This window comes from Rhodococcus ruitaii (genome assembly GCF_055230935.1).
Map to the genome: position 1 here is coordinate 25,276 of NZ_JBUYWC010000009.1, position 24,326 is coordinate 49,601.

Here is a 24,326-nt window from a genome sequence, read left to right on the forward strand (position 1 = left end):
AGGGGACAGGTCGATCCGGGGATTATCGCGTACGGCACCGTCTCGTGCTGTGAAATCTCACCGAACGTGAATGCCCTCCGTCGACATCTGTGCGTGCCCCGGTATGCCGATTCTGCGCTCACGCACCATCCGTGCTTCGCTGGGCAGATGGGTAGTGCATTCTCACGTCGCCGGATGCTCGGTTCGCTTGCGGGGGGCGCACTGCTCGTCGGTACGGCAACTGCGCAGCCCAGCCACGCGTCACCAGGGCTTCGCAGCAACGCGTCACCGGGGCGCAGGCTCCCGGATCCGGGCACCGTCGATGCGACGGACCCGGCGCTGTTGAGCGCAGTCGAGGCCGCGAGTCTGATGCACGCAGGCCGGCTGCATCCGAGGGAACTGCTCGATGCATGCCTGCGGCGGACGCGCGAATTCGACGGTCTGATCGGCGCGTGGGTCCACCTGTATCCGGAGTTCGCGTACGCCGGCGCGGACGCGGCGGCGGAGCGGCTCACGCGGGCGCGGAACGGGGGGACACCCGCACCTGACATCTGCGGCCTGCCGATCGCGCTCAAGGACCTGTTCGCGGTGTCGGGCCTGCCGCTCACCGCGTCGAGCAGAGTGCTCGAAGGGAACATCGCGGCCGGACACTCCGGTGTGTGGAGCAAGCTCGAGGATGCCGGCGCGGTCCTCATGGGTCACGCCCACACCGACGAGTTCGCGATAGGTGTCGCAACGCCGCAGGTGGGGAACCCGTGGAACACCGAGATGTCACCGGGTGGGTCGTCGGGTGGAAGCGCCGCGGTGCTCGCCGCCCGTTTCGCTCCGTTGGCGGTCGGCAGCGACACCGGAGGATCGGTGAGGTTGCCGGCGAGCGCGTGCGGGGTCTCGTCGATCAAACCCACGTACGGGCGGATCACCTCGCACGGCATGATTCCGCTGACCTGGACTCGCGACCACGTCGGGCCGATGGGCCGGAGCCTCGCCGACGCGTCATTGATGTTGTCGATCCTCGCGACCGTCGACGTCGCCGATCCGATCACCGCGCTCGGGCCCCCGGTCCCCGCCGGTGGCTATCCCCTGACCGCGAAGGGCGGTGCGTCGCCGCTGGCGGGTGTGCGGCTGGGACTTCCGCCGTCGGAACTCCCGCCGCCGTTGCAGGCCCTCTTCGACGACACCATCGAGGTCGTGCGGTCACTCGGTGCCGAGGTGGTTCCTGTGACGATGCCGCCGACTCCGAAGTCGCTCGCAACGGGCGATGCGGTTGAGATGGGTTCATACCACCGGCAATTCGCCGACCGGATCGGTCTGTATCGGCCGGAGCGGATGACCAGTGTGGGGACCGCGGTTGCGTCGCTGGCGGTCCCCGTCGTGGACTACCTGACGTTCGAGCGCGACAGGCTGCACTACCAGCACGCGTACAACAACCTCTTCGTCGACAACGATCTCGACGCGATCATGATCCCTGGTACTCGGGTGGACGGCGCTCGGCGCGAGGAGTTCCTCGGCGTGAGTGTGACCGAAGGGGTCCTGGGTGAGGTGAAGTGGGCCAATTACTCCGGTGCACCGGTTGTGACGCTTCCGGTGGGGCGTTCGTCGGCGACGGGAATGCCGTTCGGTGTGCAGCTCGGTGCCAGGCCTTGGCAGGACGAACGGATCATCGAGATCGGCCTCGAACTGCAGGACGCGCTCCCGGCCTGGCGGGATCTTCCCGATCTGACGCCGGCCCCGGGAACCGCGCCGGACGTGCTGCAGGTCGCGCCCGGACCGGGGCCGGACCCGACCAACACCGTCGATGCGGCTGCGCCGCTGCGGACGCCGCCGATGAACGCGATGGGGTAACGGCCCATCGCGCTCCGGCAGTAATTCTCCGGAGTTGTACTCGGCGGCGCATTGCTGCATACTGGTCGGGTTGCCTTGACCGGGCCATGGATGTTTCGCGGCTCGGAACGGTGAAAGCAGTGACAGTCGCGGATCGAGCCTGACGGCCAGGTCGCGGCCACATGCAAGACGGAAGCAGTACCAGCGTGCGCCCGTATGGGTGCATCCGGTCCCGTTCTGTGCGGTGTCGAAGTGGAAATTTCGGCGCCGAGGAATGAGCGGCGGAGCGACACGCCCGACCGCGTGGACCGGAGAACAATGACAGATGAACAGCGGCAGCGGATCGGGTGAGCCCGGCTCGCGATGTGTATGAGTGCTGTTCTCGGTCGCCGTTCCGTTCGGAACTGTGCAGACGAGGTGGCTCCCGATTCGTTCGGGCGCTACGAAACGCGGCAAGAAAAGGACACTAAGCGTGGCGGGACAGAAGATCCGCATCAGGCTCAAGGCCTATGACCACGAAGCGATCGACGCATCTGCGCGCAAGATCGTCGAGACGGTCACCCGTACGGGTGCCCGCGTGGTCGGCCCGGTGCCGTTGCCCACTGAAAAGAACGTGTACTGCGTCATTCGCTCGCCGCACAAGTACAAGGACTCGCGCGAGCACTTCGAGATGCGTACTCACAAGCGGCTGATCGACATCCTCGACCCGACGCCGAAGACGGTCGACGCACTCATGCGCATCGACCTCCCGGCGAGCGTCGACGTCAACATTCAGTGACTTACAGCGAGGACTTACAGCGAGCTTGTAGAAGACGCAGCGGAGAGAACAGATGACTAACCAGATCAAGGGAATCCTGGGCACCAAGCTCGGCATGACCCAGGTCTTCGACGAGAACAACCGGGTCGTCCCGGTGACCGTCGTCAAGGCCGGACCGAACGTGGTCACGCAGATTCGCACCGAGGAGCGCGACGGCTACAACGCCGTGCAGCTCGCCTTCGGCGCCATTGCACCGCGCAAGGTCACCAAGCCGGTCCGCGGCCAGTTCGACAAGGCCGGCGTGACCCCGCGTCGCCACCTCGTCGAGCTTCGCGTCGAGGACTCCTCGGAGTACGAGGTCGGCCAGGAACTGACCGCAGAGGTGTTCGAGGACGGCGCATTCGTCGACATCACGGGCACCTCCAAGGGCAAGGGCTTCGCCGGCACCATGAAGCGTCACGGCTTCGCCGGTCAGGGCGCTTCGCACGGTGCGCAGGCTGTGCACCGTCGTCCCGGCTCCATCGGTGGCTGCGCCACGCCCGGCCGTGTCTTCAAGGGCACGCGGATGTCCGGTCGTATGGGTAATGACCGCGTCACGACGCAGAACCTCTCCGTCCACAAGGTGGATGCCGAGAACGGGCTGCTGCTCATCAAGGGCGCGATCCCCGGCCGCAAGGGCGGCCTCGTGATCGTCAAGACTGCAGTGAAGGGTGGTGCACGGGCATGACCAGCACCGAAACCGCAACCAAGCTGACGTTGGACGTCAAGGCTGCAGGTGGCAAGACCACCGGCACCGTCGATCTTCCCGGTGAGATCTTCGACGCCCCGGCCAACATCGCGTTGCTGCACCAGGTGGTTGTGGCGCAGCTTGCCGCCGCACGCCAGGGCACACACTCGACCAAGACGCGCGGCGAGGTCCGCGGCGGTGGCAAGAAGCCTTACCGCCAGAAGGGCACCGGCCGCGCACGTCAGGGCTCGACCCGTGCACCGCAGTTCGTCGGCGGTGGCACCGTCCACGGTCCGCAGCCGCGCGATTATTCGCAACGGACGCCCAAGAAGATGAAGGCAGCCGCTCTCCGCGGTGCCCTTTCCGACCGGGCGCGCAACGAGCGCATCCACGTGGTCGCCGAACTCGTGGCGGGTCAGACCCCGTCGACGAAGGCGGCGCGCACCTTCCTCGGTGAGCTCACTGAGCGCAAGAACATCCTCCTCGTAGTCGGGCGTGAAGACGTCACCGCGTGGAAGAGCGTGCAGAACCTGCAGAACGTCCACGCGCTCGCACCCGATCAGCTGAACACCTACGACGTCCTCTACAGCGACGATGTCGTGTTCAGTGTCGAGGCGCTGGGTGCGTTCATCCACGGACCGGCCGAGTCGGTCCAGGAAGTGAAGGAGGAGAGCAAGTGAGCACGATCGCCGATCCGCGCGACATCCTGCTGGCTCCCGTCATCTCCGAGAAGTCCTATGGGCTGATGGAGGAGGGCACCTACACCTTCCTGGTCCATCCGGACTCGAACAAGACGCAGATCAAGATTGCCGTCGAGAAGGTCTTCGGCGTCAAGGTGAGCAGCGTCAACACCGCCAACCGTCAGGGCAAGCGCAAGCGGACGCGGTTCGGTTACGGCAAGCGCAAGGACACCAAGCGTGCGCTCGTGACCCTGACCGCCGACAGCAAGCCCATCGAGATCTTCGGAGGCCCGGTCGCCTAGGCGCCGGAACTCGCGAGAGATAGAGGACGAGAAGACTCATGGCAATCCGTAAGTACAAGCCGACTACGCCGGGCCGTCGTGGCGCCAGTGTGTCGGACTTCGCCGAGATCACTCGGTCGACGCCCGAGAAGTCGCTGATCCGCCCGCTGCATGGTCGCGGTGGTCGTAATGCGCACGGTCGTATCACGACCCGGCACAAGGGTGGCGGACACAAGCGCGCCTACCGCTTGATCGATTTCCGTCGCAACGACAAGGACGGCATCCCGGCCAAGGTCGCTCACATCGAGTACGACCCCAACCGCACTGCTCGCATCGCGTTGCTCCATTACGTGGACGGCGAGAAGCGCTACATCATCGCCCCCAAGGGCCTGGTGCAGGGTTCTCCGATCGAGTCCGGTCCGAAGGCCGACATCAAACCGGGTAACAACCTGCCGCTCCGCAACATCCCGACCGGTACCACCATCCACGCGGTGGAGCTGCGTCCCGGTGGCGGCGCAAAGATGGCCCGTTCGGCCGGCTCGAGCATCCAGCTCCTCGGTAAGGAAGGCACCTACGCCACGTTGCGTATGCCGTCCGGTGAGATCCGTCGCGTCGACGTGCGCTGCCGCGCAACCGTCGGCGAGGTCGGCAATGCCGAGCAGTCGAACATCAACTGGGGCAAGGCCGGCCGTATGCGTTGGAAGGGCAAGCGCCCGACCGTCCGCGGTGTGGTCATGAACCCCGTCGACCACCCGCACGGTGGTGGCGAGGGCAAGACCTCCGGTGGCCGCCACCCGGTCAGCCCGTGGGGCAAGCCCGAAGGCCGCACCCGCAAGAACAAGGCGTCCGACAAGCTCATTGTCCGTCGCCGCCGTACCGGTAAAAAGCGCTAGTCAAGGAGGGAGTTAGAGAATGCCACGCAGCCTCAAGAAGGGCCCGTTCGTCGACGACCACCTCCTGGCGAAGGTCGACGTCCAGAACGAGAAGGGCACCAAACAGGTCATCAAGACCTGGTCGCGCCGTTCCACGATTCTGCCGGACTTCATCGGCCACACGTTTGCCGTCCATGACGGGCGCAAGCATGTTCCCGTGTTCGTCTCGGATTCGATGGTCGGCCACAAGCTCGGTGAATTTGCACCGACCCGTACGTTCAAGGGCCACATCAAGGACGACCGGAAGAGCAAGCGTCGATGAGCAACGCGAAGAGCTCAGCACCGCTGAGTACCGAAACAACAAACCCGAGCGCTCGGGCTGTTGCGCGCCACGTGCGCGTGACCCCGATGAAGGCACGCCGCGTCGTCGACATCGTTCGCGGAAAGTCCGTCGAGGACGCCCTCACCATCTTGAAGTTCGCACCGCAGGCCGCAGCGGAACCGGTCGCCAAGGTGATCGCCTCTGCAGCTGCGAACGCGCAGAACAACCTGAACCTCGACCCCAGCACGCTCGTCGTCGCGACGGCGTACGTGGACGAGGGCGCGACCCTCAAGCGGTTCCAGCCGCGTGCGCAGGGTCGCGCGTTCCGTATCCGCAAGCGGTCGAGCCACATCACCGTGATCGTGGAGAGCGTCGGCTCGAACTCGTCTCGCAACCGCCGGAAGGGAGCTCAGTAGTGGGCCAGAAGATCAACCCGCACGGCTTCCGTCTGGGCATCACCACCGACTGGAAGTCGCGTTGGTACGCAGACAAGCAGTACGCGGACTACGTGAAGGAAGACGTCGCGATCCGTAAGTTCCTGGCCTCCGGCCTCGAGCGTGCAGGCATCGCGAAGGTCGAGATCGAGCGCACCCGCGACCGTGTGCGAGTGGACATCCACACCGCGCGACCGGGCATCGTCATCGGCCGCCGCGGCGCCGAAGCCGATCGCATCCGCGCCGAGCTCGAGAAGCTGACCGGCAAGCAGGTTCAGCTCAACATTCTCGAGGTCAAGAACGCCGAGTCCGAGGCCCAGCTGGTGGCGCAGGGCGTCGCCGAGCAGCTCTCGAACCGCGTGGCGTTCCGCCGGGCAATGCGTAAGGCCATCCAGTCGGCCATGCGCCAGCCCAACGTCAAGGGCATCCGCGTGCAGTGCTCGGGTCGCCTCGGTGGCGCCGAGATGTCGCGCTCGGAGTTCTACCGGGAGGGTCGCGTCCCGCTGCACACCCTGCGCGCGGACATCGACTACGGCCTCTACGAGGCGAAGACCACCTTCGGCCGCATCGGCGTGAAGGTCTGGATCTACAAGGGCGACATCGTCGGTGGCCGTCGTGAGCTCGCTGCGGCTGCAGCTGCTCCCGCAGAGCGCCCGCGTCGTGAGCGTCCGAGCCGCCCGCGTCGCTCCGGCGCCTCGGGCACCACCGCGACGAGCACCGAAGCGGGACGGGCAGCCGACGCCCCGGCTTCGGCAGAGAACAAGGAGGGCTGACGCAATGTTGATCCCCCGGCGGGTCAAACACCGCAAGCAGCACCATCCGAGCCGTTCGGGTAACGCCAAAGGCGGCACCCAGGTCGCCTTCGGCGAGTACGGCATCCAGGCTCTCGAGCCGGCATACATCACGAACCGGCAGATCGAAGCCGCTCGTATCGCCATGACCCGGCACATCAAGCGTGGCGGCAAGATCTGGATCAACATCTTCCCGGATCGCCCGCTCACCAAGAAGCCGGCCGAGACCCGCATGGGTTCCGGTAAGGGTTCGCCCGAGTGGTGGGTCGCGAACGTCAAGCCCGGTCGCGTGCTGTTCGAGATGAGCTACCCGAACGAGGAGATTGCTCGTGAGGCTCTGCGCCGCGCGATGCACAAGCTCCCGTGCAAGTGCCGGATCGTGACGAGGGAGGAGCAGTTCTGATGGCTACCGAAACCCCCGCCGCAGAACTCCGCGAGCTCACCGAGGAAGAGTTGACCTCGAAGCTTCGCGAGTCCAAGGAAGAGCTGTTCAACCTCCGCTTCCAGATGGCTACCGGTCAGCTGGACAACAACCGACGACTGCGCACCGTGCGTCACGAGATCGCTCGTATCTACACGGTTCTGCGCGAGCGTGAGCTCGGTCTGGCCACCGGCCCGGATGCGGGTGACGTGGCATGAGTGAGGAAAAGGCAGTGACCCAGAACGAAGAGCGCGCGAGCCGCAAGGTCCGCATCGGCTACGTCGTCTCGGACAAGATGGAAAAGACCATCGTGGTCGAGCTCGAGGATCGCGTGAAGCATCCGCTGTACGGCAAGATCATTCGCCGTACGACCAAGGTGAAGGCACACGACGAGAACGGACTCGCCGGCATCGGCGACCGCGTGCAGTTGATGGAGACCCGTCCGCTGTCCGCGTCGAAGCGCTGGCGTCTGGTCGAGGTACTCGAGAAGGCCAAGTAGGCTCCTCGCTCCCTCGCGGACCGAATCACTCGGCCCGGCATCCTGCCCAGGATGCCGGGCCGAGTCGTTCCGGGAGGTGCGTGCAGATCGGGTGTGCCCCTCAGCTTTCCGGCCGGTTCACCGAGACCGCCAGTGCGGCGGGTGCTTGCACACAGTACGAGTCGGTGAGCATCTCGGTGAGTTCGGTCCAGTCTGTGGTGTCGTCGAGCACGATTCCGACGGTGTTTGCGCCCCAGCCGGCCCGGAAGTACGGCGCGCCCATGTTCTCGAACGCCAGGACTTCTCCGGGTTCCGCGCGGAAGACGATCCGGAACAGTCCGTCCTCGCCTCCGAACGCGTGGGCGACTGTTGCGCCGCGCACCCGCCACCGCACACCGACCCACGCCGGCTCGTCCACGCATTCCGGGAACGCGTGGAGGATGTCGTGCAACCGGTCGAGCGTCGGGCCTGGAAGGTCGGGGCGCATGTGCCGAGGGTAACCGTGGGCACCGACATGCTGCGGGGCGCGATCTGGGCGGGGCGACGATCCGGGCAGGGCGACGTCGAGGCGTGAGTGCACGGTGCGTGGTGGGGAGCGAGCTCACAGTTCGCGAATTTGCCCTGCATGAGGTATATCGCCTACCCTGGACGGGTTGCTCCGCGGGACCCGTGTGTCTTTCGCGCGTGCGCCGTGGGCAACCGACGACCGCGTACGTCCAGGTCGGAAATCTGACGTACACACCAATCCAGGTCAAGGAGACGTAAGTGATCCAGCAGGAGTCGCGACTGCGCGTCGCCGACAACACGGGTGCCAAGGAGATTCTCTGCATCCGCGTTCTCGGTGGCTCGTCCCGTCGCTACGCCGGTATCGGCGACATCATCGTCGCCACCGTCAAAGACGCCATCCCCGGTGGCAACATCAAGCGCGGCGAGGTCGTCAAGGCCGTGATCGTGCGCACCGCCAAGGAGCGCCGTCGGCCGGACGGCTCGTACATCAAGTTCGATGAGAACGCCGCAGTCATCATCAAGGGTGACAACGACCCGCGCGGTACCCGCATCTTCGGACCGGTCGGTCGCGAGCTTCGCGACAAGCGGTTCATGCGGATCGTCTCGCTCGCTCCGGAGGTGCTGTGATGAAGGTGCACAAGGGCGACACGGTGCTCGTCGTCTCGGGTAAGGACAAGGGCGCGAAGGGCAAGGTCATCGCGGCCTTCCCGCGCGAGAACCGTGTCCTCGTCGAGGGCGTGAACCGGATCAAGAAGCACACCGCGGTCTCGGCCAACGAGCGTGGCGCCTCTTCGGGCGGCATCGTGACGCAGGAGGCCCCGATCCACGTTTCCAACGTTGCGGTCGTCGACTCGGACGGAAACCCCACTCGCGTGGGCTACCGGACCGATGAGGAAACCGGCAAGCGCGTTCGGATTTCCCGGAAGAACGGGAAGGACATCTGACATGACCACCACCGAGAACAAGATCCAGCCGCGCCTGAAGACCCGCTACCGTGCGGAGATCCGCGACGCCCTGAACACGGAGTTCGCCTACGCGAACGTCATGCAGATCCCAGGCGTCGTGAAGGTCGTCGTCAACATGGGTGTCGGCGACGCTGCCCGCGATGCGAAGCTCATCAACGGTGCGGTCAACGACCTCGCGTTGATCACCGGTCAGAAGCCGGAGATCCGCAAGGCCCGTAAGTCCATCGCACAGTTCAAGCTTCGTGAGGGTATGCCCATCGGCGCGCGTGTCACGCTGCGCGGCGACCGCATGTGGGAGTTCCTGGACCGCCTCGTGTCCATCGCGCTTCCCCGTATCCGCGACTTCCGTGGCCTGAACGGCAACCAGTTCGATGGCAACGGCAACTACACGTTCGGCCTGAACGAGCAGTCGATGTTCCACGAGATCGATGTGGACAAGATCGACCGCCCGCGCGGCATGGACATCACTGTCGTGACCACCGCTACCAACAACGAAGAAGGCCGTGCCCTGCTCAAGCACCTCGGCTTCCCGTTCAAGGAGAACTGAGCCCATGGCTAAGAAGGCACTGGTCAACAAGGCCAACAAGAAGCCGAAGTTCGCGGTCCGCGCCTACACGCGGTGCCAGCGGTGCGGTCGCCCGCACTCGGTGTTCCGCAAGTTCGGTCTCTGCCGCATCTGCCTCCGCGAGATGGCGCATGCCGGCGAGCTTCCGGGAGTTCACAAGAGCTCCTGGTGACGTGAACTGGTGGGCGGAAGGCCTCGCGCCTCCGCCCACCGTCACGCTGTCAGGGGCCGGCCCAGCACGGGCCGGCCTGCATTGAAACCAAATTCGCTGCAGGCCCACGGCCGGGTTCATCCGGTGTTGTATGGGAACCGCTCCGAGAAAGGTGTACAGGTCAGACCATGACCATGACCGACCCCATCGCAGACTTCTTGACGCGTCTGCGTAACGCCAACACGGCGTTCCATGACGAGGTCAAGCTCCCGTCCTCGAAGATCAAGGTGAACATCGCCGAGATCCTCAAGCGCGAGGGCTACATCTCCGACTACCGCACCGAGGACGCCGAGGTGGGCAAGACCCTCGTCGTCGACCTCAAGTACGGGCCTTCCCGCGAGCGCAGCCTTGCTGGCGTGCGCCGCGTGTCGAAGCCCGGCCTTCGTGTGTACGCGAAGTCCACCAACCTGCCCAAGGTCCTGGGCGGACTCGGCGTGGCGATCATCTCCTCGTCCTCCGGTCTGCTCACCGATCGCCAGGCGGCCAAGCAGGGAGTAGGCGGGGAAGTCCTCGCCTACGTCTGGTAAGGGAGGCCACCACAATGTCGCGAATCGGAAAACTCCCCGTTGCAGTTCCCTCGGGTGTCGAGGTGAACATCGATGGCCAGAGCGTCGCAGTGAAGGGCCCCAAGGGCAACCTGTCGCTGACGATCGCAGAGCCCATCACCATCGCCAAGGGCGACGACGGGGCATTGAACATCAACCGCCCCAACGACGAGCGTCGTAGCCGTGCGCTGCACGGTCTGTCGCGGACCTTGGTGCACAATCTCATCGTCGGCGTGACCGAGGGTTACACCATCAAGATGGAGATCTTCGGCGTCGGCTACCGCGTGGCGCTCAAGGGCAAAGACCTCGAGTTCTCGCTCGGTTACAGCCACCCGGTGCTCATCGAGGCCCCCGAAGGCGTCACCTTTGCCGTCGAGGCGCCCACGAAGTTCTCGATTGCGGGCATCGACAAGCAGCAGGTCGGCCAGATTGCGGCCAATATCCGCCGGTTGCGTAAGTCCGACCCGTACAAGGGCAAGGGCATCCGCTACGAGGGCGAGCAGGTCCGTCGCAAGGTCGGAAAGACGGGTAAGTGATCATGAGCCAGACCGAGAACCAGAAGGCCAAGCGGATCCCGCTCGGCAAGGATGCGTCCACCAGGCGTCGGCTGTCGAAGACGCGTCGTCATTTCCGCCTCCGCAAGTCGATCTCCGGAACGGCGGAGCGTCCGCGCCTCGTCGTCAACCGCTCGTCGCGCCACATGCACGTGCAGGTCATCAACGACCTGACCGGCACGACGGTTGCCGCTGCGTCGACCATCGAGGCCGACGTGCGTGCGCTCGAAGGCGACAAGAAGGTGCGCGGCGCCAAGGTCGGACAGCTGATCGCCGAGCGCGCCAAGGCTGCCGGCGTGGAATCCGTGGTCTTCGACCGCGGTGGACACACCTACAGCGGCCGCATCGCGGCCCTCGCGGACGCAGCGCGCGAGAGCGGGCTGAAGTTCTGATGATCATCTTTGCGAACGGAAGGAACGTCTGATGCCGGGACGTCAGCGGCGTGACGGCGGAAGCGGCCCCGCCGGACAGAATGGCCCCAACACCGGGGACAACCGTGGTGGTCGCGACCGCCGCGATCGCGACTCGCGCGGCGGCAACGCTGCCGAGCGGTCGAACCACATCGAGCGTGTCGTCTCGATCAACCGTGTGTCGAAGGTCGTCAAGGGCGGCCGTCGCTTCAGCTTCACCGCACTGGTGATCGTCGGAGACGGCAACGGTGTGGTCGGCGTCGGCTACGGCAAGGCCAAGGAAGTACCCGCGGCCATCACCAAGGGTGTCGAGGAAGCTCGCAAGAACTTCTTCCGTGTTCCGCTCATCGGCGGAACCATCACCCACCCGGTTCAGGGTGAGGCTGCTGCAGGCGTCGTCCTGCTGCGTCCGGCTTCTCCCGGTACCGGTGTGATCGCCGGTGGCGCTGTGCGCGCTGTGCTGGAGTGCGCGGGCATCTCCGACATCCTGTCGAAATCGCTCGGCTCCGACAATGCCATCAACGTGGTGCACGCGACGGTTGCGGCTCTCAAGGGTCTGCAGCGTCCGGAGGAAGTCGCGGCTCGCCGTGGCCTCCCCCTCGAAGACGTCGCCCCCGCCGGTATGCTTCGCGCTCGTGCACTGGCTGCTGGGAGCGTGAAGTAATGGCAGAGCTGAAGATCACCCAGATCAAGAGCACCATCGGTACCAAGCAGAATCAGCGCGACAGCCTGCGCACCCTCGGCCTGCGGAAGATCCGCCAGTCGGTGGTCCGCGAGGACAACGCGCAGAACCGTGGCTTGATCAACGTGGTGCGTCACCTCGTGACCGTTGAGGAGGTCTGAGAATGACCATCAAGCTGCATCACCTGCGCCCGGCTCCGGGCTCGAAGACGGACAAGACCCGCGTCGGACGCGGTGACGGTTCGAAGGGTAAGACCGCTGGTCGCGGCACGAAGGGCACCAAGGCGCGTAAGAACGTCTCGGCAGCCTTCGAAGGTGGCCAGATGCCCCTGCACATGCGTCTTCCCAAGCTCAAGGGCTTCAAGAACGCATTCCGCACCGAGTACCAGGTCGTCAACGTCAGCGACATCGCCCGGGTCTTCCCGGAGGGTGGCCAGATCGGCGTCGACGAGCTCGTGGCCAAGGGCCTGGTTCGTAAGAACCAGCTCGTGAAGGTCCTCGGCGAGGGCGAGATCGCGGTTGCCGTTCAGGTTTCCGCGAACAAGTTCTCCGGCTCCGCCAAGGAGAAGATCGCCGCCGCCGGTGGTACTGCAACCGAACTGGCCTGACCGGTTCGATTCTGCATGAATCACGGCTGACGAACGGCCGCGGTGCAGTCGCTGACTGCGCCGCGGCCGTTCGCGTATGTCTGTGCTGCCGTACGCTTGTGACGTACTTGCAGCGCGTTGCACCCCCGCGTCGTTCGGTCGGTGATCCTGACCGGTGGCCATCGGGGTGCGCACTGTTAGAGTTCTAGAGTTGTCTACTGTTCGACGGGTCTATCCGGCCTGTCGCTCCCGATCGGCCTGCCAGGAGGATTCTTGCTTTCCGCCTTCGTCTCGGCCCTCAGGACACCGGACCTGAGGCGGAAGATCCTCATCGCCCTCGGGCTGGTGGCTCTGTACCGTCTCGGCGCTTCGGTGCCGTCCCCGGGCGTCGACTACGGAAACGTCCAGGCGTGTGTCGACCAGCTCGCCGGCAGCGAACAAGCCGGCATCTACTCCCTGATCAATCTCTTCTCCGGTGGTGCACTCCTCCAGCTGTCGGTGTTCGCCATCGGCATCATGCCGTTCATCACCGCGAGCATCATCGTGCAGCTGCTCACCGTCGTGATCCCCAGATTCGAGGAACTCCGCAAGGAGGGCCAGGCGGGTCAGGCCAAGATGACGCAGTACACGCGGTATCTGGCCGTGGCGCTGGCCGTCCTGCAGGCGACGGGCATCGTGGCTCTCGCTGCCCGCGGTCAGCTGCTGCAGGGCTGTGCTGAGCCGATCTTGGCCGACGACAGCGTCTTCGGCATGGTCGTCATCGTTCTTGTCATGACCGCGGGCGCCGCAGTGGTGATGTGGTTCGGCGAACTGATCACCGAACGCGGTGTCGGCAACGGTATGTCGATCCTGATCTTCGCCGGTATCGCATCGGCGCTGCCGAGCGAAGGCCGGACGATCCTCGAGTCCCGCGGCGGTCTCGTCTTCACGATCGTGCTGGTCGTCGCGCTCCTCCTGATCACCGGCGTCGTCTTCGTCGAGCAGGGGCAGCGTCGCATTCCGGTGCAGTACGCCAAGCGCATGGTGGGTCGCCGGATGTACGGCGGATCGTCGACGTATCTGCCGCTGAAGGTCAACCAGGCGGGCATCATCCCGGTGATCTTCGCGTCGTCGTTGCTGTATCTGCCAAACCTGATCGCTCAGCTCACCGGCGCAACCACCAACCCCGAGCCGAGCTGGTGGCAGCGCATCATCAACGAGTACCTCGTCAACCCGAACAACCCGGTCTACATCGCGTTGTACTTCGGATTGATCGTGTTCTTCGTGTTCTTCTACGTCGCCATCACGTTCAATCCCGAGGAACGTGCCGACGAGATGAAGAAATACGGCGGCTTCATCCCCGGTATCCGCCCGGGCCGGCCCACCGCTGAATACCTCAGCTTCGTGCTCAACCGCATCACCGTGCCGGGTTCCATCTACCTCGGTCTCATCGCAGTACTCCCGAACTTCTTCCTGTCGGGCAGTCAGACCGCCAGCAGTATCTTCGGTGGCGCAGCGGTGCTCATTCTCGTCAGTGTCGCGCTGGACACTGTCAAGCAGATCGAAAGTCAATTGATGCAGCGCAACTACGAAGGGTTCCTCAAGTGAGACTTGTACTCCTCGGTCCTCCCGGTGCCGGCAAAGGCACACAGGCCGCAATCCTGTCCGAGAAGCTCGGCGTTCCCGCTATCTCGACCGGCGATCTCTTCCGCGCCAATATCGGGCAGGGCACCGCGCTCGGCTTGGAGGCCAAGAAGTACATCGACGCGGGAGATCTCGTGCCCGCGGAGATCACCAACAACATGGTGCGCGAACGGCTCGCCGAACCCGACGCCGCGAACGGTTTCCTTCTCGACGGCTTTCCCCGCAGCGTCGAACAGGCCGAGGAACTCGCTACCATCCTGAAGAATCTGAACACTGCCCTCGACGGTGTGCTGTCGTTCGTCATCGACGAGGACATCGTTGTCGAGCGCATGCTCGCTCGTGGTCGCGCCGACGACACCGAGGACGTCATCCGCAACCGACTCCGGGTGTATCGGGAGGAGACTGCGCCGCTGCTCGACCACTATGCAGATGTCCTCATCACCGTCGACGCTGTCGGTGAGGTCGAGGAGATCAACGCGCGCGCCCTCGCTGCGCTCGGCAAGTAGGCACAGGAATTCCGGCATGGGTTTCGGGCGCAAGCGCAAAGTTGTTCCGTTCCGCACTTCCGGCGAACTCGAAGCGATGGCAGCCGCGGGTGCCGTCGTGGGTGCCGCGCTCGTCGCGGTCCGGGATGCGGCGAAGCCTGGCGTGAGCACTCTGGAACTCGACCGGGTCGCGGAAGCAGTGATCCGGGATGCGGGTGCCGTTCCGTCGTTTTTGGGATACCACGGCTTCACGGGCTCGATCTGCTCGTCGGTCAACGACAGGGTGGTGCACGGCATCCCGTCCGCCGACGAAATGCTCGTAGAGGGCGACCTGGTGTCGATCGACTGCGGTGCGATCCTCGACGGTTGGCACGGTGACTCGGCATGGAGCTTCGGGGTGGGGGAGTTGTCCGCCGCCGACGCCGACCTCAGCGATGCCACGCGCCTGTCGATGGAAGCGGGTATCGCCGCGATGATCGCCGGTAACCGTCTCACCGATGTGTCCCACGCGATCGAAGAGGGCACGCACGCCGCGGAACGGCTGCACGGTCGTCCGTACGGCATCGTCGATGGCTACGGTGGCCACGCCATCGGCCGCGAGATGCACATGGATCCGTTCCTTCCGAACGAGGGCAAGCCGGGCAAGGGCCCGCACCTCGTGGTGGGATCGGTGCTGGCGATCGAGCCGATGCTCACCCTCGGCACCTACGAGACCGAGGTCCTCGAGGACAAGTGGACCGTCGTGACAACTGACGGCAGCCGGGCAGCGCACTGGGAGCACACGGTGGCGGTCACCGAGGACGGTCCGCGGATCCTCACTCTCCGCCCCGAGTAGCGCCGCCGGCCTCTCGTCCTCATCGTCATTTGGCCTGGTGAGAAACTTCCCGTAATATCGAGCGGTGGTGCGCGCTGCGCTCCGGTCGGTCTGCGTCGACATGGTCTTCGCACAGGGATTCCGGGGATGCCGAGCGTCACGGTATCGGATACCGATGCAACCACACGTCGAACAACGGATCGCGGAGGATATGGCTAAGAAGGACGGCGCAATCGAGGTCGAGGGTCGGGTCATCGAACCGCTTCCCAATGCGATGTTCCGCATCGAGCTGGAGAACGGCCACAAGGTGCTGGCCCACATCAGCGGCAAGATGCGGCAGCACTACATTCGCATCCTTCCCGAGGACCGGGTCGTCGTGGAGCTTTCGCCCTACGACCTCACGCGTGGACGCATCGTCTACCGCTACAAGTAACAGACTTCCCCGGCCGAACGGTCGGGGAAAAACATGTCTCCGGATGGGCTTACGTCGTCTCCGGGGGCGCACATACAGGAGATCGGACGCACGTGAAGGTTCAGCCTAGCGTCAAGAAGATCTGCGAGAAGTGCAAGGTGATTCGCCGTAACGGTCGGGTCATGGTGATCTGCGAGAACCTGCGTCACAAGCAGCGTCAGGGCTAGATCCACCTTCCTCGCGAAGATCTGCTTGGCAACAAGCAAGAAGACCTTCCAGCACCAGTCGCACGGTTACGATTCTCGATTCGTCGAGAAGCTGCGCGATGCACCCCCGGTTCGGAGGCCGGGGCCCCACTGTGTTTGTCACTACACAGTTTCTTACGCAGGGGACGGGCTGGGAGCAGACCTCCGCACACCGAATAGGAATGCCACATGGCACGTCTCTCAGGTGTTGATCTTCCCCGCGAAAAGCGGATGGAGATCGCACTCACCTACATCTACGGCATCGGCCGTACCCGCTCCAAGGAGATCCTCGAAGCGACCGGCGTCGATCCGGATCTGCGCAGCAAGGATCTGACGGACGAGGATCTCGCCAAGCTCCGCGAGTGCATCGAGGAGAGCTACAAGGTCGAAGGTGACCTTCGTCGCGAGGTCCAGGCGGACATCCGTCGCAAGATCGAGATCGGCTGCTACCAGGGCCTGCGACACCGTCGTGGTCTGCCCGTGCGTGGACAGCGCACCAAGACCAACGCTCGTACCCGTAAGGGCCCGAAGCGCACCGTCGCAGGAAAGAAGAAGTAATGCCTCCCAAGTCACGCACCACCGGTCCGAAGAAGACCCAGAAGGCACGGCGCAGGGACAAGAAGAACGTCCCGCACGGCGCGGCTCACATCAAGAGCACCTTCAACAACACCATCGTCTCGATCACCGACCCCCAGGGCAACGTGATCTCCTGGGCGTCGTCGGGCCACGTCGGCTTCAAGGGCTCGCGCAAGTCGACTCCGTTCGCCGCGCAGCTCGCTGCCGAGAGCGCTGCCCGCAAGGCGCAGGAGCACGGCGTCAAGAAGGTCGACGTCTTCGTCAAGGGCCCGGGCTCGGGCCGCGAGACCGCGATCCGCTCCCTCCAGGCCGCCGGCCTCGAGGTCGGAACGATCTCCGACGTCACCCCCCAGCCGCACAACGGCTGCCGCCCGCCCAAGCGTCGTCGCGTCTAACAACGGGAAAGGAAAAAGGTTCTTCAGTCATGGCACGTTATACCGGTCCCGTTTCACGTAAGTCGCGTCGTCTCCGCGTCGACCTGGTCGGAGGCGACCAGGCTTTCGAGCGTCGCCCCTACCCGCCCGGCCAGCACGGCCGCGCGCGGATCAAGGAGAGCGAATACCTGCTCCAGCTGCAGGAGAAGCAGAAGGCCCGCTTCTCCTACGGCATCATGGAGAAGCAGTTCCGTCGCTACTACGAGGAAGCAGCCAGCCGTCCCGGTAAGACCGGTGAGGTTCTGCTGACCATCCTCGAGTCGCGCCTGGACAACGTCGTCTACCGCGCCGGCCTCGCGCGCACCCGCCGCCAGGCCCGCCAGCTGGTGTCCCACGGACACTTCCTGGTCAACGGCAAGAAGGTCGACGTCCCGAGCTACCGCGTCTCCCAGTACGACATCATCGATGTCCGTGAGAAGTCGCTGAGCACGCTGCCGTTCCAGATCGCGCGTGAGACCCAGGGCGAGCGCCCGGTCGCTGCGTGGCTGCAGGTCGTCGGTCCGCGTCTGCGGGTGCTGGTCCACCAGCTCCCCGAGCGCGCGCAGATCGAGATCCCGCTGCAGGAACAGCTCATCGTCGAGTACTACTCGAAGTAAGAGCGCTTTGTACTCCGTCACCAGAGCACTTCGTGCTCTGCGGACGGAGCACTTCGTGCCGTGGTGTTCTCCCGGCCCCGCCGGGGTGGGGAGGACACCACACCACCACTAGGGCGTCAAATAGCGGACGCCCACAAGGAGGCAACTCATGCTCATCTCGCAGCGACCCACGCTGACCGAAGACGTCCTCGCCGACAATCGGTCGAAGTTCGTCATCGAGCCGCTCGAGCCCGGCTTCGGCTACACGCTCGGAAACTCGCTTCGCCGCACCCTGCTCTCCTCGATCCCCGGGGCAGCCGTCACCAGCATTCGCATCGACGGCGTGCTCCACGAGTTCACCACGGTTCCGGGTGTGAAGGAGGATGTCACCGACATCATCCTGAACCTCAAGGGCCTCGTGGTCAGCTCGGAAGAGGACGAGCCGGTCACCATGTATGTCCGCAAGCAGGGCCCGGGCGTCGTCACCGCAGCGGACATCGTGCCGCCCGCCGGTGTCGAGATCCACAACCCCGATCTGCACATCGCCACCCTGAACGACAAGGGCAAGCTGGAGGTCGAGCTCGTCGTCGAGCGTGGTCGCGGCTACGTCCCTGCTGTCCAGAACAAGGCATCCGGCGCCGAGATCGGCCGTATCCCGGTCGACTCGATCTACTCGCCGGTGCTCAAGGTGACGTACAAGGTGGAGGCGACCCGCGTCGAGCAGCGCACCGACTTCGATCGGCTGATCCTCGACGTGGAGACCAAGAACTCGATCGCCGCACGTGACGCGCTCGCGTCGGCGGGTAAGACACTCGTCGAGCTCTTCGGTCTGGCTCGTGAGCTGAATGTCGAAGCAGAAGGCATCGAGATCGGTCCCTCGCCTGCCGAAGCCGACCACATCGCCTCCTTCGGACTTCCGATCGAGGATCTGGATCTGACGGTCCGGTCCTACAACTGCCTCAAGCGCGAGGGTGTTCACACCGTCGGTGAGCTGGTGGCACGCACGGAATCCGACCTGCTCGACATCCGCAACTTCGGTCAGAAGTCCATCGATGAGGTCAAGGTCAAGCTGCACTCGCTCGGCCTGTCGCTGAAGGACAGCCCCGCGTCCTTCGATCCCAGCAGCGTTGCCGGCTATGACGCCGCCACCGGTACCTGGAGCGACACCGACGCCGGGTTCGGCGACACCGACGGCAACGAGGACTACGCCGAGACTGAGCAGCTGTAGCAGCTCACGGTCCGTTACTAGGAGAAAATCATGCCCAAGCCCAAGAAGGGCGCCCGCTTCGGCGGGTCGGCCTCGCACCAGAAGGCGATCTTCGCCAATCTGGCCACCGCGCTCTTCGAGCACGGTCGCATCACCACCACCGAGGCCAAGGCCAAGGCCCTGCGCCCGTACGCCGAGAAGCTCGTCACGCACGCCAAGACCGGCACGCTGGCTTCGCGTCGTGAGGTGCTGAAGGTCATCCGCAACAAGGACGTCGTGCACACCCTCTTCGCGGAGATCGGTCCTTCCTTCGAAGACCGCAACGGCGGCTACACGCGCATCATCAAGACGATGCCGCGCAAGGGCGACAACGCGCCCATGGCGATCATCGAGCTCGTGCGCGAGAAGACGGTCTCCTCGGAAGCTGACCGCGCTCGGCGCGTCGCTGCTTCACAGGCTGCACCGGCTGCCGAGGAGAACGTGGTGGAGGCCGTCGAGGCCGACGCCACCGCCGCCGAGGTCGAGAACGCCGATGCTGTCGTCGAGGCGATCGAAGACACCACCGCAACGGCCGCCGACGCGACCGACGCGGACGAGGCCAAGAAGGACTAGTCCACTTGGCTTCGGCATCTGCTGAATCGAACGAGCCCGCCGCCCCTGTTCAGGGCGGCGGGCTCGTCGCTTCGGGCACAGTGTCCGGCGACCGCACCCGGCTCCGGCTCGATATTTCCTACGACGGCACCGATTTTTCCGGGTGGGCCCGCCAGCCTGGCCGGCGCACGGTCTGCGGCGAGATCGAAGAGAAGCTGTCTGCCATCGTCCGGGAGCCCGTACTCCTCACCGTCGCAGGTCGGACGGATGCCGGAGTGCACGCTTCGGGGCAGGTCGCGCATGTGGACGTGCCGACGGGGTCGCTTCCCGATGATCCATCACGCTGGATCCGTCGTCTGGCTCGTTTTCTTCCACGGGATGTCCGGGTAACCGGAATTTCGGAGGCGCCGGAGCATTTCGACGCGCGATTCTCCGCGGTCCGCCGTCACTACGAATACCGCATCACCACGGCGTGGTACGGGGCAGATCCGCTGCGTGCCCGCGACACCGTCTCCTGGCCGAAGACCGTCGATGTCGGGGCCATGCAGCGTGCCTCCCGATCCTTGCTGGGACTTCACGATTTCGCCGCCTTCTGCAAGCGGCGCGAGGGCGCGACGACGGTCCGCGAACTCCAGCGCTACGAGTGGACCCGGTCTGGTGACATCCTCACCGCGCAGGTGAGCGCCGACGCGTTCTGCTGGTCGATGGTCCGCAGTCTGGTCGGCGCCGCACTCGCAGTGGGGGAGGGGCGCCGGTCCGTGGAGTGGATGACGGCCCTGCTCGGCGAGCGCGAACGAGCGGCATCGGTGGCGGTGGCGCCGGCCCATGGCCTTTCGCTCGTCCGCGTCGACTACCCTGCCGACGAGGAACTCGCCGCACGGAACCGGGAGACGCGGGAGACACGCGGGCCGATCGAGCGAGGCTGCTGCGGTTGAAGAAGGGGAGCGCGAAGGTGATCGGACGACGGTGTGCGCTCACGGTGGCGATTGCGGTGGCTGCGGTTGCCACGACGGGCGGTCCCCATCCAGATATCGGCAGGGCCGACGAACTACCGTCCGCGGTTGTCGATGAAGTGGAATCCGGTGTGGCGACATTGGAACGCGTGGAGCGGCACTCCGACCGCGACTGGTCGCTGTTCGTCCGTTCCGAAGCGATGGGTCGCACCATCGAACTCCAGGTGATCCGCCCCGGCGACGTCACCGAGTCGCGCCCTGTCCTGTATCTGCTGAACGGCGCCGGTGGTGGCGCCGACGAGGCGACTTGGCGTAAACAGACCGATATCGTCGATTTCTTCGGTGACAAGAACGTCAACGTGGTGACGCCGATCGGCGGTGCATTCAGTTACTACACAGACTGGCTTTCCGACGATCCGGAACTCGGCCGCAACAAGTGGACGACGTTCCTCACCGAAGAAGCGCCGTCGATAGTCGACGCCGCGCTCGGTGCGAGCGGGAACAATGCGATTGCGGGTGTGTCGATGTCGGCTACATCTGCACTCGCGCTCGCAGAGCATGCGCCGGATCTGTACCAGGCCGTGGCATCTTACAGCGGTTGCGCCGAGACCGCGACGGACGTGGGCAGCCGTTACGTCGAGATGGTCGTGGGACTCGGTGGTGGTGACGCTGAGAACATGTGGGGACCGATCGGTGGTCCGTACTGGATGGAGCAGGATGTGATCCGCAATGCGGAGCGGCTGCGCGGCACGGCGGTGTTCGTGTCGTCCAGCGGAGGACTGCCCGGCTCACACGAGGCCCGCGCGTGGGAGGAACATGGACCCGCGGTGATGCCCGATGTAGCGCTGCTCGGGGTGATCGAGGCCGCGGTGAGCGGATGCACCGACCGGCTACGCACCGAGCTCGACGTGCTCGGCATCGAGGCGACCTATTCGACTCGTATCGAGGGCACCCACACGTGGGGGTACTGGGAAGATGCGCTGCACGAATCCTGGCCGCTGATGTCGGAGGCCATCGGAGCCTGACGAAGGCTTCGGACTGTGGACCATCGTTGGTCACGGGTGTCCGGCCGTGCACAGCGGCGTGCCACTCCTCGGAAGAGGTGACACGCCGCTGACCTGGTTAGAGCAGGATGCCCAGACCCGCAAGAAGGGCGAACAGGGTGGCGCCGAGCGAACCGAGAATCATGTTTCCTCCAGGTGTTGACGGCTTCGCATCCGGTCGGAGGCGAAGCGACCTTCGAGTCCTTCACAAGGGGAGAAGGACTCTACGGTCATTGGGCACATCGGCACCAGGGGCTCCTGTGTTACCACAGACCCCGTCCGTCCCTGTTCTCGTGATCCCGGACTTCGGCCGATCCAGGGGGCGGCCTCGGCCCCCAACCGAGGCCGCGGCCCAAATTCAGCTCGCCAGCGACCGCGCGATCACGAGTCGCTGGATCTGGTTCGTGCCCTCGAAGATCTGCGTGATCTTCGCGTCGCGCATGAACCGTTCGACGGGGAAATCGCGGGTGTAGCCGTACCCGCCGAGGACCTGCACGGCGTCGGTGGTGACCTTCATGGCGGCATCCGTGGCCACAAGCTTCGCGACGGAGGCTTGACGTGAATAACTCAGGCCCGCGTCTTTGCGTCGGGCAGCGTCGATATAGGTGGCGCGCGCGGAGTCGACGGCGGCAGCCATGTCGGCCAGGACGAAGCCGAGCCCCTGATGATCGATGATCGCCTTGCCGAAGGCCTTGCGTTCCTTTGCATATGCGGTTGCTTCGTCGAGCGCGGCCTGAGCGAGTCCGGTCGCGACAGCAGCGATACCGAGACGTCCGGAGTCGAGGGCACTGAACGCGATGGGAAGTCCGTGCCCTTCGGCGCCGATGCGGCGGTCGGCGGGAACGAAGGCATTGTCGTAGTGAGCTGAGGTGGTGGGGATCGCGTGCAGGCCCATCTTCTCTTCGGGCCTCCCGAAACTCAGGCCCTCGGTGCCGTCCGGGACGAGGAAGCACGAGATGCCCTTGCTGCCCGTAGCGGCGGTGCGCGCGAACAGCGTGTAGAAATCGGCCTTGCCGCCGTTCGTGATCCACGCCTTGGAACCGTTGATCCGATATCCGCCGTCGACGGCCTGTGCCCGGCATGTGAGTGCCGCTGCATCGGATCCGGCCTGAGGCTCGGACAGGCTGTAGGCGCCGATCGTCTCGCCGCCCAGCATGTCGGGTAGCCACCGGTTCCGCTGCTCGTCGGTGCCGTGCGTCGCGAGGGCGAAACACGACAGCCCGTGCACGCTCACCGCGACCGCGACGGCGGCCCAGCGCGCACCGAGTTCCTCGAGAACCTGCAGGTACACCTCGTATGGCTGGTTTCCCCCACCGAATTCTTCCGGGTAGGGGAGGCTGAGGAGCCCAGCGGCACCGAGCGCGGGGAACACGCCTTCGGGGAAAGTCTCATTGCGCTCGTGTTCGACGACGCGGGGTGCGAGCACGCTGTCGGCGACGTCGCGTGTGAGGTCGATCAGGTCGTGGGCCTCAGGGGTGGGCAGTAGGCGTTCGACGGTCACGGCAGAACTCCTCGACAGAAGGTGGATCCGAACAGTACTCACAAAGATACTGCAGTACTATATTGAGTATGGCACGATCAGCGGGACGGCGCACCACTGCACGGCAGGCGCAACTGTTCGACCAGCTTGTCGCGTTGTTCCTGGACGAGGGATTCGCGCACTTCACACTCGACGACATCGCAGCGCGACTGCGGTGTTCGAAATCGACCCTCTATGCTCTCGCCGAGAACAAGGACCGCCTCGTCTACGCCGCCGCCGTGCACTTCTTCCGCGGCGCAACCGAGCGCGTCGAAGCCGATGTCGCGGATGCCGTAGGTGCCGAGATGCGGATTCGCGCCTACCTCGAATCCGTGGGCAGGCAACTCGAGCCGGCATCGGCCCGCTTCATGGAGGACATCGCCGCGACACCGGTCGCGCGGGAGGTGTACGAGCGCAACACACGCCTCGCTGCGGACCGGGTCCGCGTGCTGATCTCGGACGGGGTCGCCGTCGGCGAACTGCGAGACGTGCATGCGGTGTTCGTCGCAGATGTCGTCGCGTCGGTCATGGTGCGCATCCAGCAGCGACAGGTGGCTGAGCAGACCGGGCTTGCGGACGCGCAGGCATACCGCGAACTCGCTGCCCTGCTCACGCACGGCCTCACGCCCTGAGGCGCTTACGATCACAGGCATGAATCCGAAGCGGCAGACACCGATTCGACTCGCGCTCATCGTGGCGAGTGTGCGTGAGGGAAGGGTTGCGCCCGTGGTGGCGAACTGGTTCGCCGAGACGGTGCGGCGCCGGTCGACGGCGGACGCTCGGGAGTTCGACGTCGACATCATCGACCTTGCCGAGACACCGCTGCCCCAGGATCTCTCGGGTGGTTCCGACGTCGAGGCGTTCACGCGTCGCATCGGCAAGGCAGAGGCATTCGTCGTGATCACGTCCGAGTACAACCACGGATACCCGGCAGCGCTGAAGACCGCGATCGACAGCGTCAAACACGAGTGGCGGGCAAAGCCGGTCGGGTTCGTGTCCTACGGCGGACTGTCCGGGGGGTTGCGTGCGGTCGAGCAACTTCGGCAGGTCGTCGTGGAGGTCCACATGGTGCCGGTGCGGGAGTCGGTGAGTTTCCCTCGTGTCAAGCACGCCTTCGATGCAGACGGCCGGACGCATGACGGGGCGGCCGTCGACTCGGCCGGACGCATGCTCCGGCAACTGGAGTGGTGGGCGCACGCGGTGAGGTGCGGCCGGGAGCGTCGTCCCTACCCGGGGTGAGGGGTCGGTCGACGGGCTCGAG

General features: G+C 65.1%; 38 protein-coding genes. 36 read left to right on the forward strand and 2 right to left on the reverse strand.

Translation table 11 applies throughout. The annotated features are described in order from the left end of the window. Nucleotides 1-147: 147 nt before the first annotated feature. The 12 genes from ACZI8W_RS12880 (at nucleotide 148) to rpsQ (ending at nucleotide 7,584) form a co-directional block, all read left to right on the forward strand. The gene (locus ACZI8W_RS12880; RefSeq protein WP_463368889.1) at nucleotides 148-1,821 is read left to right on the forward strand and encodes an amidase; all 1,674 of its coding nucleotides are present in this window, start codon (nucleotides 148-150) and stop codon (nucleotides 1,819-1,821) included. A 451-nt stretch (nucleotides 1,822-2,272) separates the two neighbouring features. Then, entirely contained in the window at nucleotides 2,273-2,578 is a 306-nt protein-coding gene (gene rpsJ / locus ACZI8W_RS12885) for a 30S ribosomal protein S10 (RefSeq protein ID WP_003938093.1), read from the forward strand. A 52-nt stretch (nucleotides 2,579-2,630) separates the two neighbouring features. Then, a complete protein-coding gene (gene rplC, locus ACZI8W_RS12890) occupies nucleotides 2,631-3,284 on the forward strand; it encodes a 50S ribosomal protein L3 (RefSeq protein ID WP_463368890.1) in 654 nt (217 codons plus the stop codon). After that, entirely contained in the window at nucleotides 3,281-3,964 is a 684-nt protein-coding gene (rplD, locus tag ACZI8W_RS12895; protein WP_463368891.1) for a 50S ribosomal protein L4, read from the forward strand. Before rplC ends, rplD begins: the two co-directional genes overlap by 4 nt. After that, nucleotides 3,961-4,266, forward strand: a complete 306-nt coding sequence (gene rplW / locus ACZI8W_RS12900; RefSeq protein WP_197257056.1) for a 50S ribosomal protein L23 — start codon at nucleotides 3,961-3,963, stop codon at nucleotides 4,264-4,266. Before rplD ends, rplW begins: the two co-directional genes overlap by 4 nt. Nucleotides 4,267-4,304: 38 nt before the next feature. Further along, the gene (rplB, locus tag ACZI8W_RS12905) at nucleotides 4,305-5,138 is read left to right on the forward strand and encodes a 50S ribosomal protein L2 (RefSeq protein WP_463368892.1); all 834 of its coding nucleotides are present in this window, start codon (nucleotides 4,305-4,307) and stop codon (nucleotides 5,136-5,138) included. A 19-nt stretch (nucleotides 5,139-5,157) separates the two neighbouring features. Next, entirely contained in the window at nucleotides 5,158-5,439 is a 282-nt protein-coding gene (rpsS, locus tag ACZI8W_RS12910) for a 30S ribosomal protein S19 (protein WP_054719989.1), read from the forward strand. Continuing rightward, nucleotides 5,436-5,855 carry a 50S ribosomal protein L22 gene (gene rplV / locus ACZI8W_RS12915; RefSeq protein WP_463368893.1) on the forward strand — a complete coding sequence of 140 codons (420 nt, stop codon included), beginning with the start codon at nucleotides 5,436-5,438 and terminating at the stop codon, nucleotides 5,853-5,855. Before rpsS ends, rplV begins: the two co-directional genes overlap by 4 nt. After that, nucleotides 5,855-6,646 carry a 30S ribosomal protein S3 gene (gene rpsC, locus ACZI8W_RS12920; protein WP_463368894.1) on the forward strand — a complete coding sequence of 264 codons (792 nt, stop codon included), beginning with the start codon at nucleotides 5,855-5,857 and terminating at the stop codon, nucleotides 6,644-6,646. Before rplV ends, rpsC begins: the two co-directional genes overlap by 1 nt. A gap of 4 nt (nucleotides 6,647-6,650) precedes the next feature. Continuing rightward, a complete protein-coding gene (gene rplP, locus ACZI8W_RS12925; RefSeq protein WP_330137174.1) occupies nucleotides 6,651-7,067 on the forward strand; it encodes a 50S ribosomal protein L16 in 417 nt (138 codons plus the stop codon). Next, nucleotides 7,067-7,303 carry a 50S ribosomal protein L29 gene (gene rpmC, locus ACZI8W_RS12930; RefSeq protein ID WP_463368895.1) on the forward strand — a complete coding sequence of 79 codons (237 nt, stop codon included), beginning with the start codon at nucleotides 7,067-7,069 and terminating at the stop codon, nucleotides 7,301-7,303. Before rplP ends, rpmC begins: the two co-directional genes overlap by 1 nt. Continuing rightward, complete coding sequence (gene rpsQ, locus ACZI8W_RS12935) at nucleotides 7,300-7,584, forward strand: 30S ribosomal protein S17 (RefSeq protein WP_054805954.1); 285 nt, start codon at nucleotides 7,300-7,302, stop codon at nucleotides 7,582-7,584. The genes rpmC and rpsQ overlap by 4 nt, the downstream gene beginning before the upstream one ends. A 100-nt stretch (nucleotides 7,585-7,684) precedes the next feature. Here rpsQ and ACZI8W_RS12940 read toward each other — a convergent pair whose 3' ends face one another. Next, on the reverse strand, nucleotides 7,685-8,050 hold the full coding sequence (locus ACZI8W_RS12940; protein WP_463368896.1) for an MmcQ/YjbR family DNA-binding protein: 366 nt from the start codon (nucleotides 8,048-8,050) through the stop codon (nucleotides 7,685-7,687). A gap of 278 nt (nucleotides 8,051-8,328) precedes the next feature. Between ACZI8W_RS12940 and rplN the strand changes: the two genes are divergently transcribed. From rplN to ACZI8W_RS13050, 22 genes are all read left to right on the forward strand, one after another. Beyond that, on the forward strand, nucleotides 8,329-8,697 hold the full coding sequence (gene rplN / locus ACZI8W_RS12945; protein ID WP_463368897.1) for a 50S ribosomal protein L14: 369 nt from the start codon (nucleotides 8,329-8,331) through the stop codon (nucleotides 8,695-8,697). Continuing rightward, nucleotides 8,697-9,014, forward strand: coding sequence for a 50S ribosomal protein L24 (gene rplX, locus ACZI8W_RS12950; RefSeq protein ID WP_463368898.1), 318 nt, complete (start codon nucleotides 8,697-8,699; stop codon nucleotides 9,012-9,014). The genes rplN and rplX overlap by 1 nt, the downstream gene beginning before the upstream one ends. Before the next feature lies 1 nt (nucleotide 9,015). Beyond that, nucleotides 9,016-9,582 carry a 50S ribosomal protein L5 gene (gene rplE / locus ACZI8W_RS12955; RefSeq protein WP_054805957.1) on the forward strand — a complete coding sequence of 189 codons (567 nt, stop codon included), beginning with the start codon at nucleotides 9,016-9,018 and terminating at the stop codon, nucleotides 9,580-9,582. A 4-nt stretch (nucleotides 9,583-9,586) separates the two neighbouring features. Continuing rightward, the gene (locus ACZI8W_RS12960; RefSeq protein WP_072845931.1) at nucleotides 9,587-9,772 is read left to right on the forward strand and encodes a type Z 30S ribosomal protein S14; all 186 of its coding nucleotides are present in this window, start codon (nucleotides 9,587-9,589) and stop codon (nucleotides 9,770-9,772) included. 167 nt (nucleotides 9,773-9,939) lie between these two features. After that, nucleotides 9,940-10,338: a 30S ribosomal protein S8 gene (gene rpsH / locus ACZI8W_RS12965; RefSeq protein WP_463368899.1), complete on the forward strand. Its 399-nt coding sequence runs from the start codon at nucleotides 9,940-9,942 to the stop codon at nucleotides 10,336-10,338. Between the two features lie 14 nt (nucleotides 10,339-10,352). After that, the gene (rplF, locus tag ACZI8W_RS12970; RefSeq protein WP_463368900.1) at nucleotides 10,353-10,892 is read left to right on the forward strand and encodes a 50S ribosomal protein L6; all 540 of its coding nucleotides are present in this window, start codon (nucleotides 10,353-10,355) and stop codon (nucleotides 10,890-10,892) included. Between the two features lie 2 nt (nucleotides 10,893-10,894). Beyond that, nucleotides 10,895-11,302 (forward strand): 50S ribosomal protein L18, encoded by a 408-nt coding sequence (rplR, locus tag ACZI8W_RS12975; protein WP_463368901.1) that lies wholly within the window; start codon nucleotides 10,895-10,897, stop codon nucleotides 11,300-11,302. A 31-nt stretch (nucleotides 11,303-11,333) separates the two neighbouring features. After that, nucleotides 11,334-11,984 (forward strand): 30S ribosomal protein S5, encoded by a 651-nt coding sequence (gene rpsE / locus ACZI8W_RS12980; protein ID WP_463368902.1) that lies wholly within the window; start codon nucleotides 11,334-11,336, stop codon nucleotides 11,982-11,984. After that, nucleotides 11,984-12,163: a 50S ribosomal protein L30 gene (gene rpmD, locus ACZI8W_RS12985; protein WP_054805962.1), complete on the forward strand. Its 180-nt coding sequence runs from the start codon at nucleotides 11,984-11,986 to the stop codon at nucleotides 12,161-12,163. Before rpsE ends, rpmD begins: the two co-directional genes overlap by 1 nt. Nucleotides 12,164-12,165: 2 nt before the next feature. Next, on the forward strand, nucleotides 12,166-12,609 hold the full coding sequence (rplO, locus tag ACZI8W_RS12990; RefSeq protein WP_463368903.1) for a 50S ribosomal protein L15: 444 nt from the start codon (nucleotides 12,166-12,168) through the stop codon (nucleotides 12,607-12,609). 252 nt (nucleotides 12,610-12,861) lie between these two features. Beyond that, a complete protein-coding gene (gene secY, locus ACZI8W_RS12995; protein WP_463368904.1) occupies nucleotides 12,862-14,175 on the forward strand; it encodes a preprotein translocase subunit SecY in 1,314 nt (437 codons plus the stop codon). Beyond that, on the forward strand, nucleotides 14,172-14,717 hold the full coding sequence (locus ACZI8W_RS13000) for an adenylate kinase (protein ID WP_463368905.1): 546 nt from the start codon (nucleotides 14,172-14,174) through the stop codon (nucleotides 14,715-14,717). The genes secY and ACZI8W_RS13000 overlap by 4 nt, the downstream gene beginning before the upstream one ends. Before the next feature lie 16 nt (nucleotides 14,718-14,733). Next, on the forward strand, nucleotides 14,734-15,531 hold the full coding sequence (gene map, locus ACZI8W_RS13005) for a type I methionyl aminopeptidase (RefSeq protein ID WP_463368906.1): 798 nt from the start codon (nucleotides 14,734-14,736) through the stop codon (nucleotides 15,529-15,531). 190 nt (nucleotides 15,532-15,721) lie between these two features. Further along, nucleotides 15,722-15,943 carry a translation initiation factor IF-1 gene (gene infA / locus ACZI8W_RS13010; RefSeq protein ID WP_006554587.1) on the forward strand — a complete coding sequence of 74 codons (222 nt, stop codon included), beginning with the start codon at nucleotides 15,722-15,724 and terminating at the stop codon, nucleotides 15,941-15,943. A gap of 92 nt (nucleotides 15,944-16,035) precedes the next feature. Next, nucleotides 16,036-16,149 (forward strand): 50S ribosomal protein L36, encoded by a 114-nt coding sequence (gene rpmJ / locus ACZI8W_RS13015; RefSeq protein WP_003938068.1) that lies wholly within the window; start codon nucleotides 16,036-16,038, stop codon nucleotides 16,147-16,149. 207 nt (nucleotides 16,150-16,356) lie between these two features. After that, nucleotides 16,357-16,725 carry a 30S ribosomal protein S13 gene (rpsM, locus tag ACZI8W_RS13020; RefSeq protein WP_463368907.1) on the forward strand — a complete coding sequence of 123 codons (369 nt, stop codon included), beginning with the start codon at nucleotides 16,357-16,359 and terminating at the stop codon, nucleotides 16,723-16,725. Further along, complete coding sequence (gene rpsK / locus ACZI8W_RS13025; RefSeq protein ID WP_463368908.1) at nucleotides 16,725-17,138, forward strand: 30S ribosomal protein S11; 414 nt, start codon at nucleotides 16,725-16,727, stop codon at nucleotides 17,136-17,138. Before rpsM ends, rpsK begins: the two co-directional genes overlap by 1 nt. 29 nt (nucleotides 17,139-17,167) lie before the next feature. Next, entirely contained in the window at nucleotides 17,168-17,773 is a 606-nt protein-coding gene (rpsD, locus tag ACZI8W_RS13030; RefSeq protein ID WP_463368909.1) for a 30S ribosomal protein S4, read from the forward strand. Between the two features lie 148 nt (nucleotides 17,774-17,921). Next, nucleotides 17,922-18,980, forward strand: a complete 1,059-nt coding sequence (locus ACZI8W_RS13035; RefSeq protein WP_463368910.1) for a DNA-directed RNA polymerase subunit alpha — start codon at nucleotides 17,922-17,924, stop codon at nucleotides 18,978-18,980. A 30-nt stretch (nucleotides 18,981-19,010) separates the two neighbouring features. After that, nucleotides 19,011-19,571 (forward strand): 50S ribosomal protein L17, encoded by a 561-nt coding sequence (rplQ, locus tag ACZI8W_RS13040; protein WP_463368911.1) that lies wholly within the window; start codon nucleotides 19,011-19,013, stop codon nucleotides 19,569-19,571. 5 nt (nucleotides 19,572-19,576) lie between these two features. After that, a complete protein-coding gene (gene truA / locus ACZI8W_RS13045) occupies nucleotides 19,577-20,485 on the forward strand; it encodes a tRNA pseudouridine(38-40) synthase TruA (protein WP_463368912.1) in 909 nt (302 codons plus the stop codon). A 44-nt stretch (nucleotides 20,486-20,529) separates the two neighbouring features. Continuing rightward, nucleotides 20,530-21,528, forward strand: coding sequence for an alpha/beta hydrolase (locus ACZI8W_RS13050; protein ID WP_463369117.1), 999 nt, complete (start codon nucleotides 20,530-20,532; stop codon nucleotides 21,526-21,528). A 376-nt stretch (nucleotides 21,529-21,904) separates the two neighbouring features. On the opposite strand, the gene ACZI8W_RS13055 is transcribed toward ACZI8W_RS13050, so the two are convergent. After that, complete coding sequence (locus ACZI8W_RS13055) at nucleotides 21,905-23,047, reverse strand: acyl-CoA dehydrogenase family protein (RefSeq protein ID WP_463368913.1); 1,143 nt, start codon at nucleotides 23,045-23,047, stop codon at nucleotides 21,905-21,907. 68 nt (nucleotides 23,048-23,115) lie between these two features. Between ACZI8W_RS13055 and ACZI8W_RS13060 the strand changes: the two genes are divergently transcribed. Beyond that, nucleotides 23,116-23,697, forward strand: a complete 582-nt coding sequence (locus ACZI8W_RS13060; protein ID WP_463368914.1) for a TetR/AcrR family transcriptional regulator — start codon at nucleotides 23,116-23,118, stop codon at nucleotides 23,695-23,697. A gap of 19 nt (nucleotides 23,698-23,716) precedes the next feature. After that, the gene (locus tag ACZI8W_RS13065; RefSeq protein WP_463368915.1) at nucleotides 23,717-24,304 is read left to right on the forward strand and encodes an NADPH-dependent FMN reductase; all 588 of its coding nucleotides are present in this window, start codon (nucleotides 23,717-23,719) and stop codon (nucleotides 24,302-24,304) included. The last annotated feature ends 22 nt before the right edge of the window (nucleotides 24,305-24,326 follow it).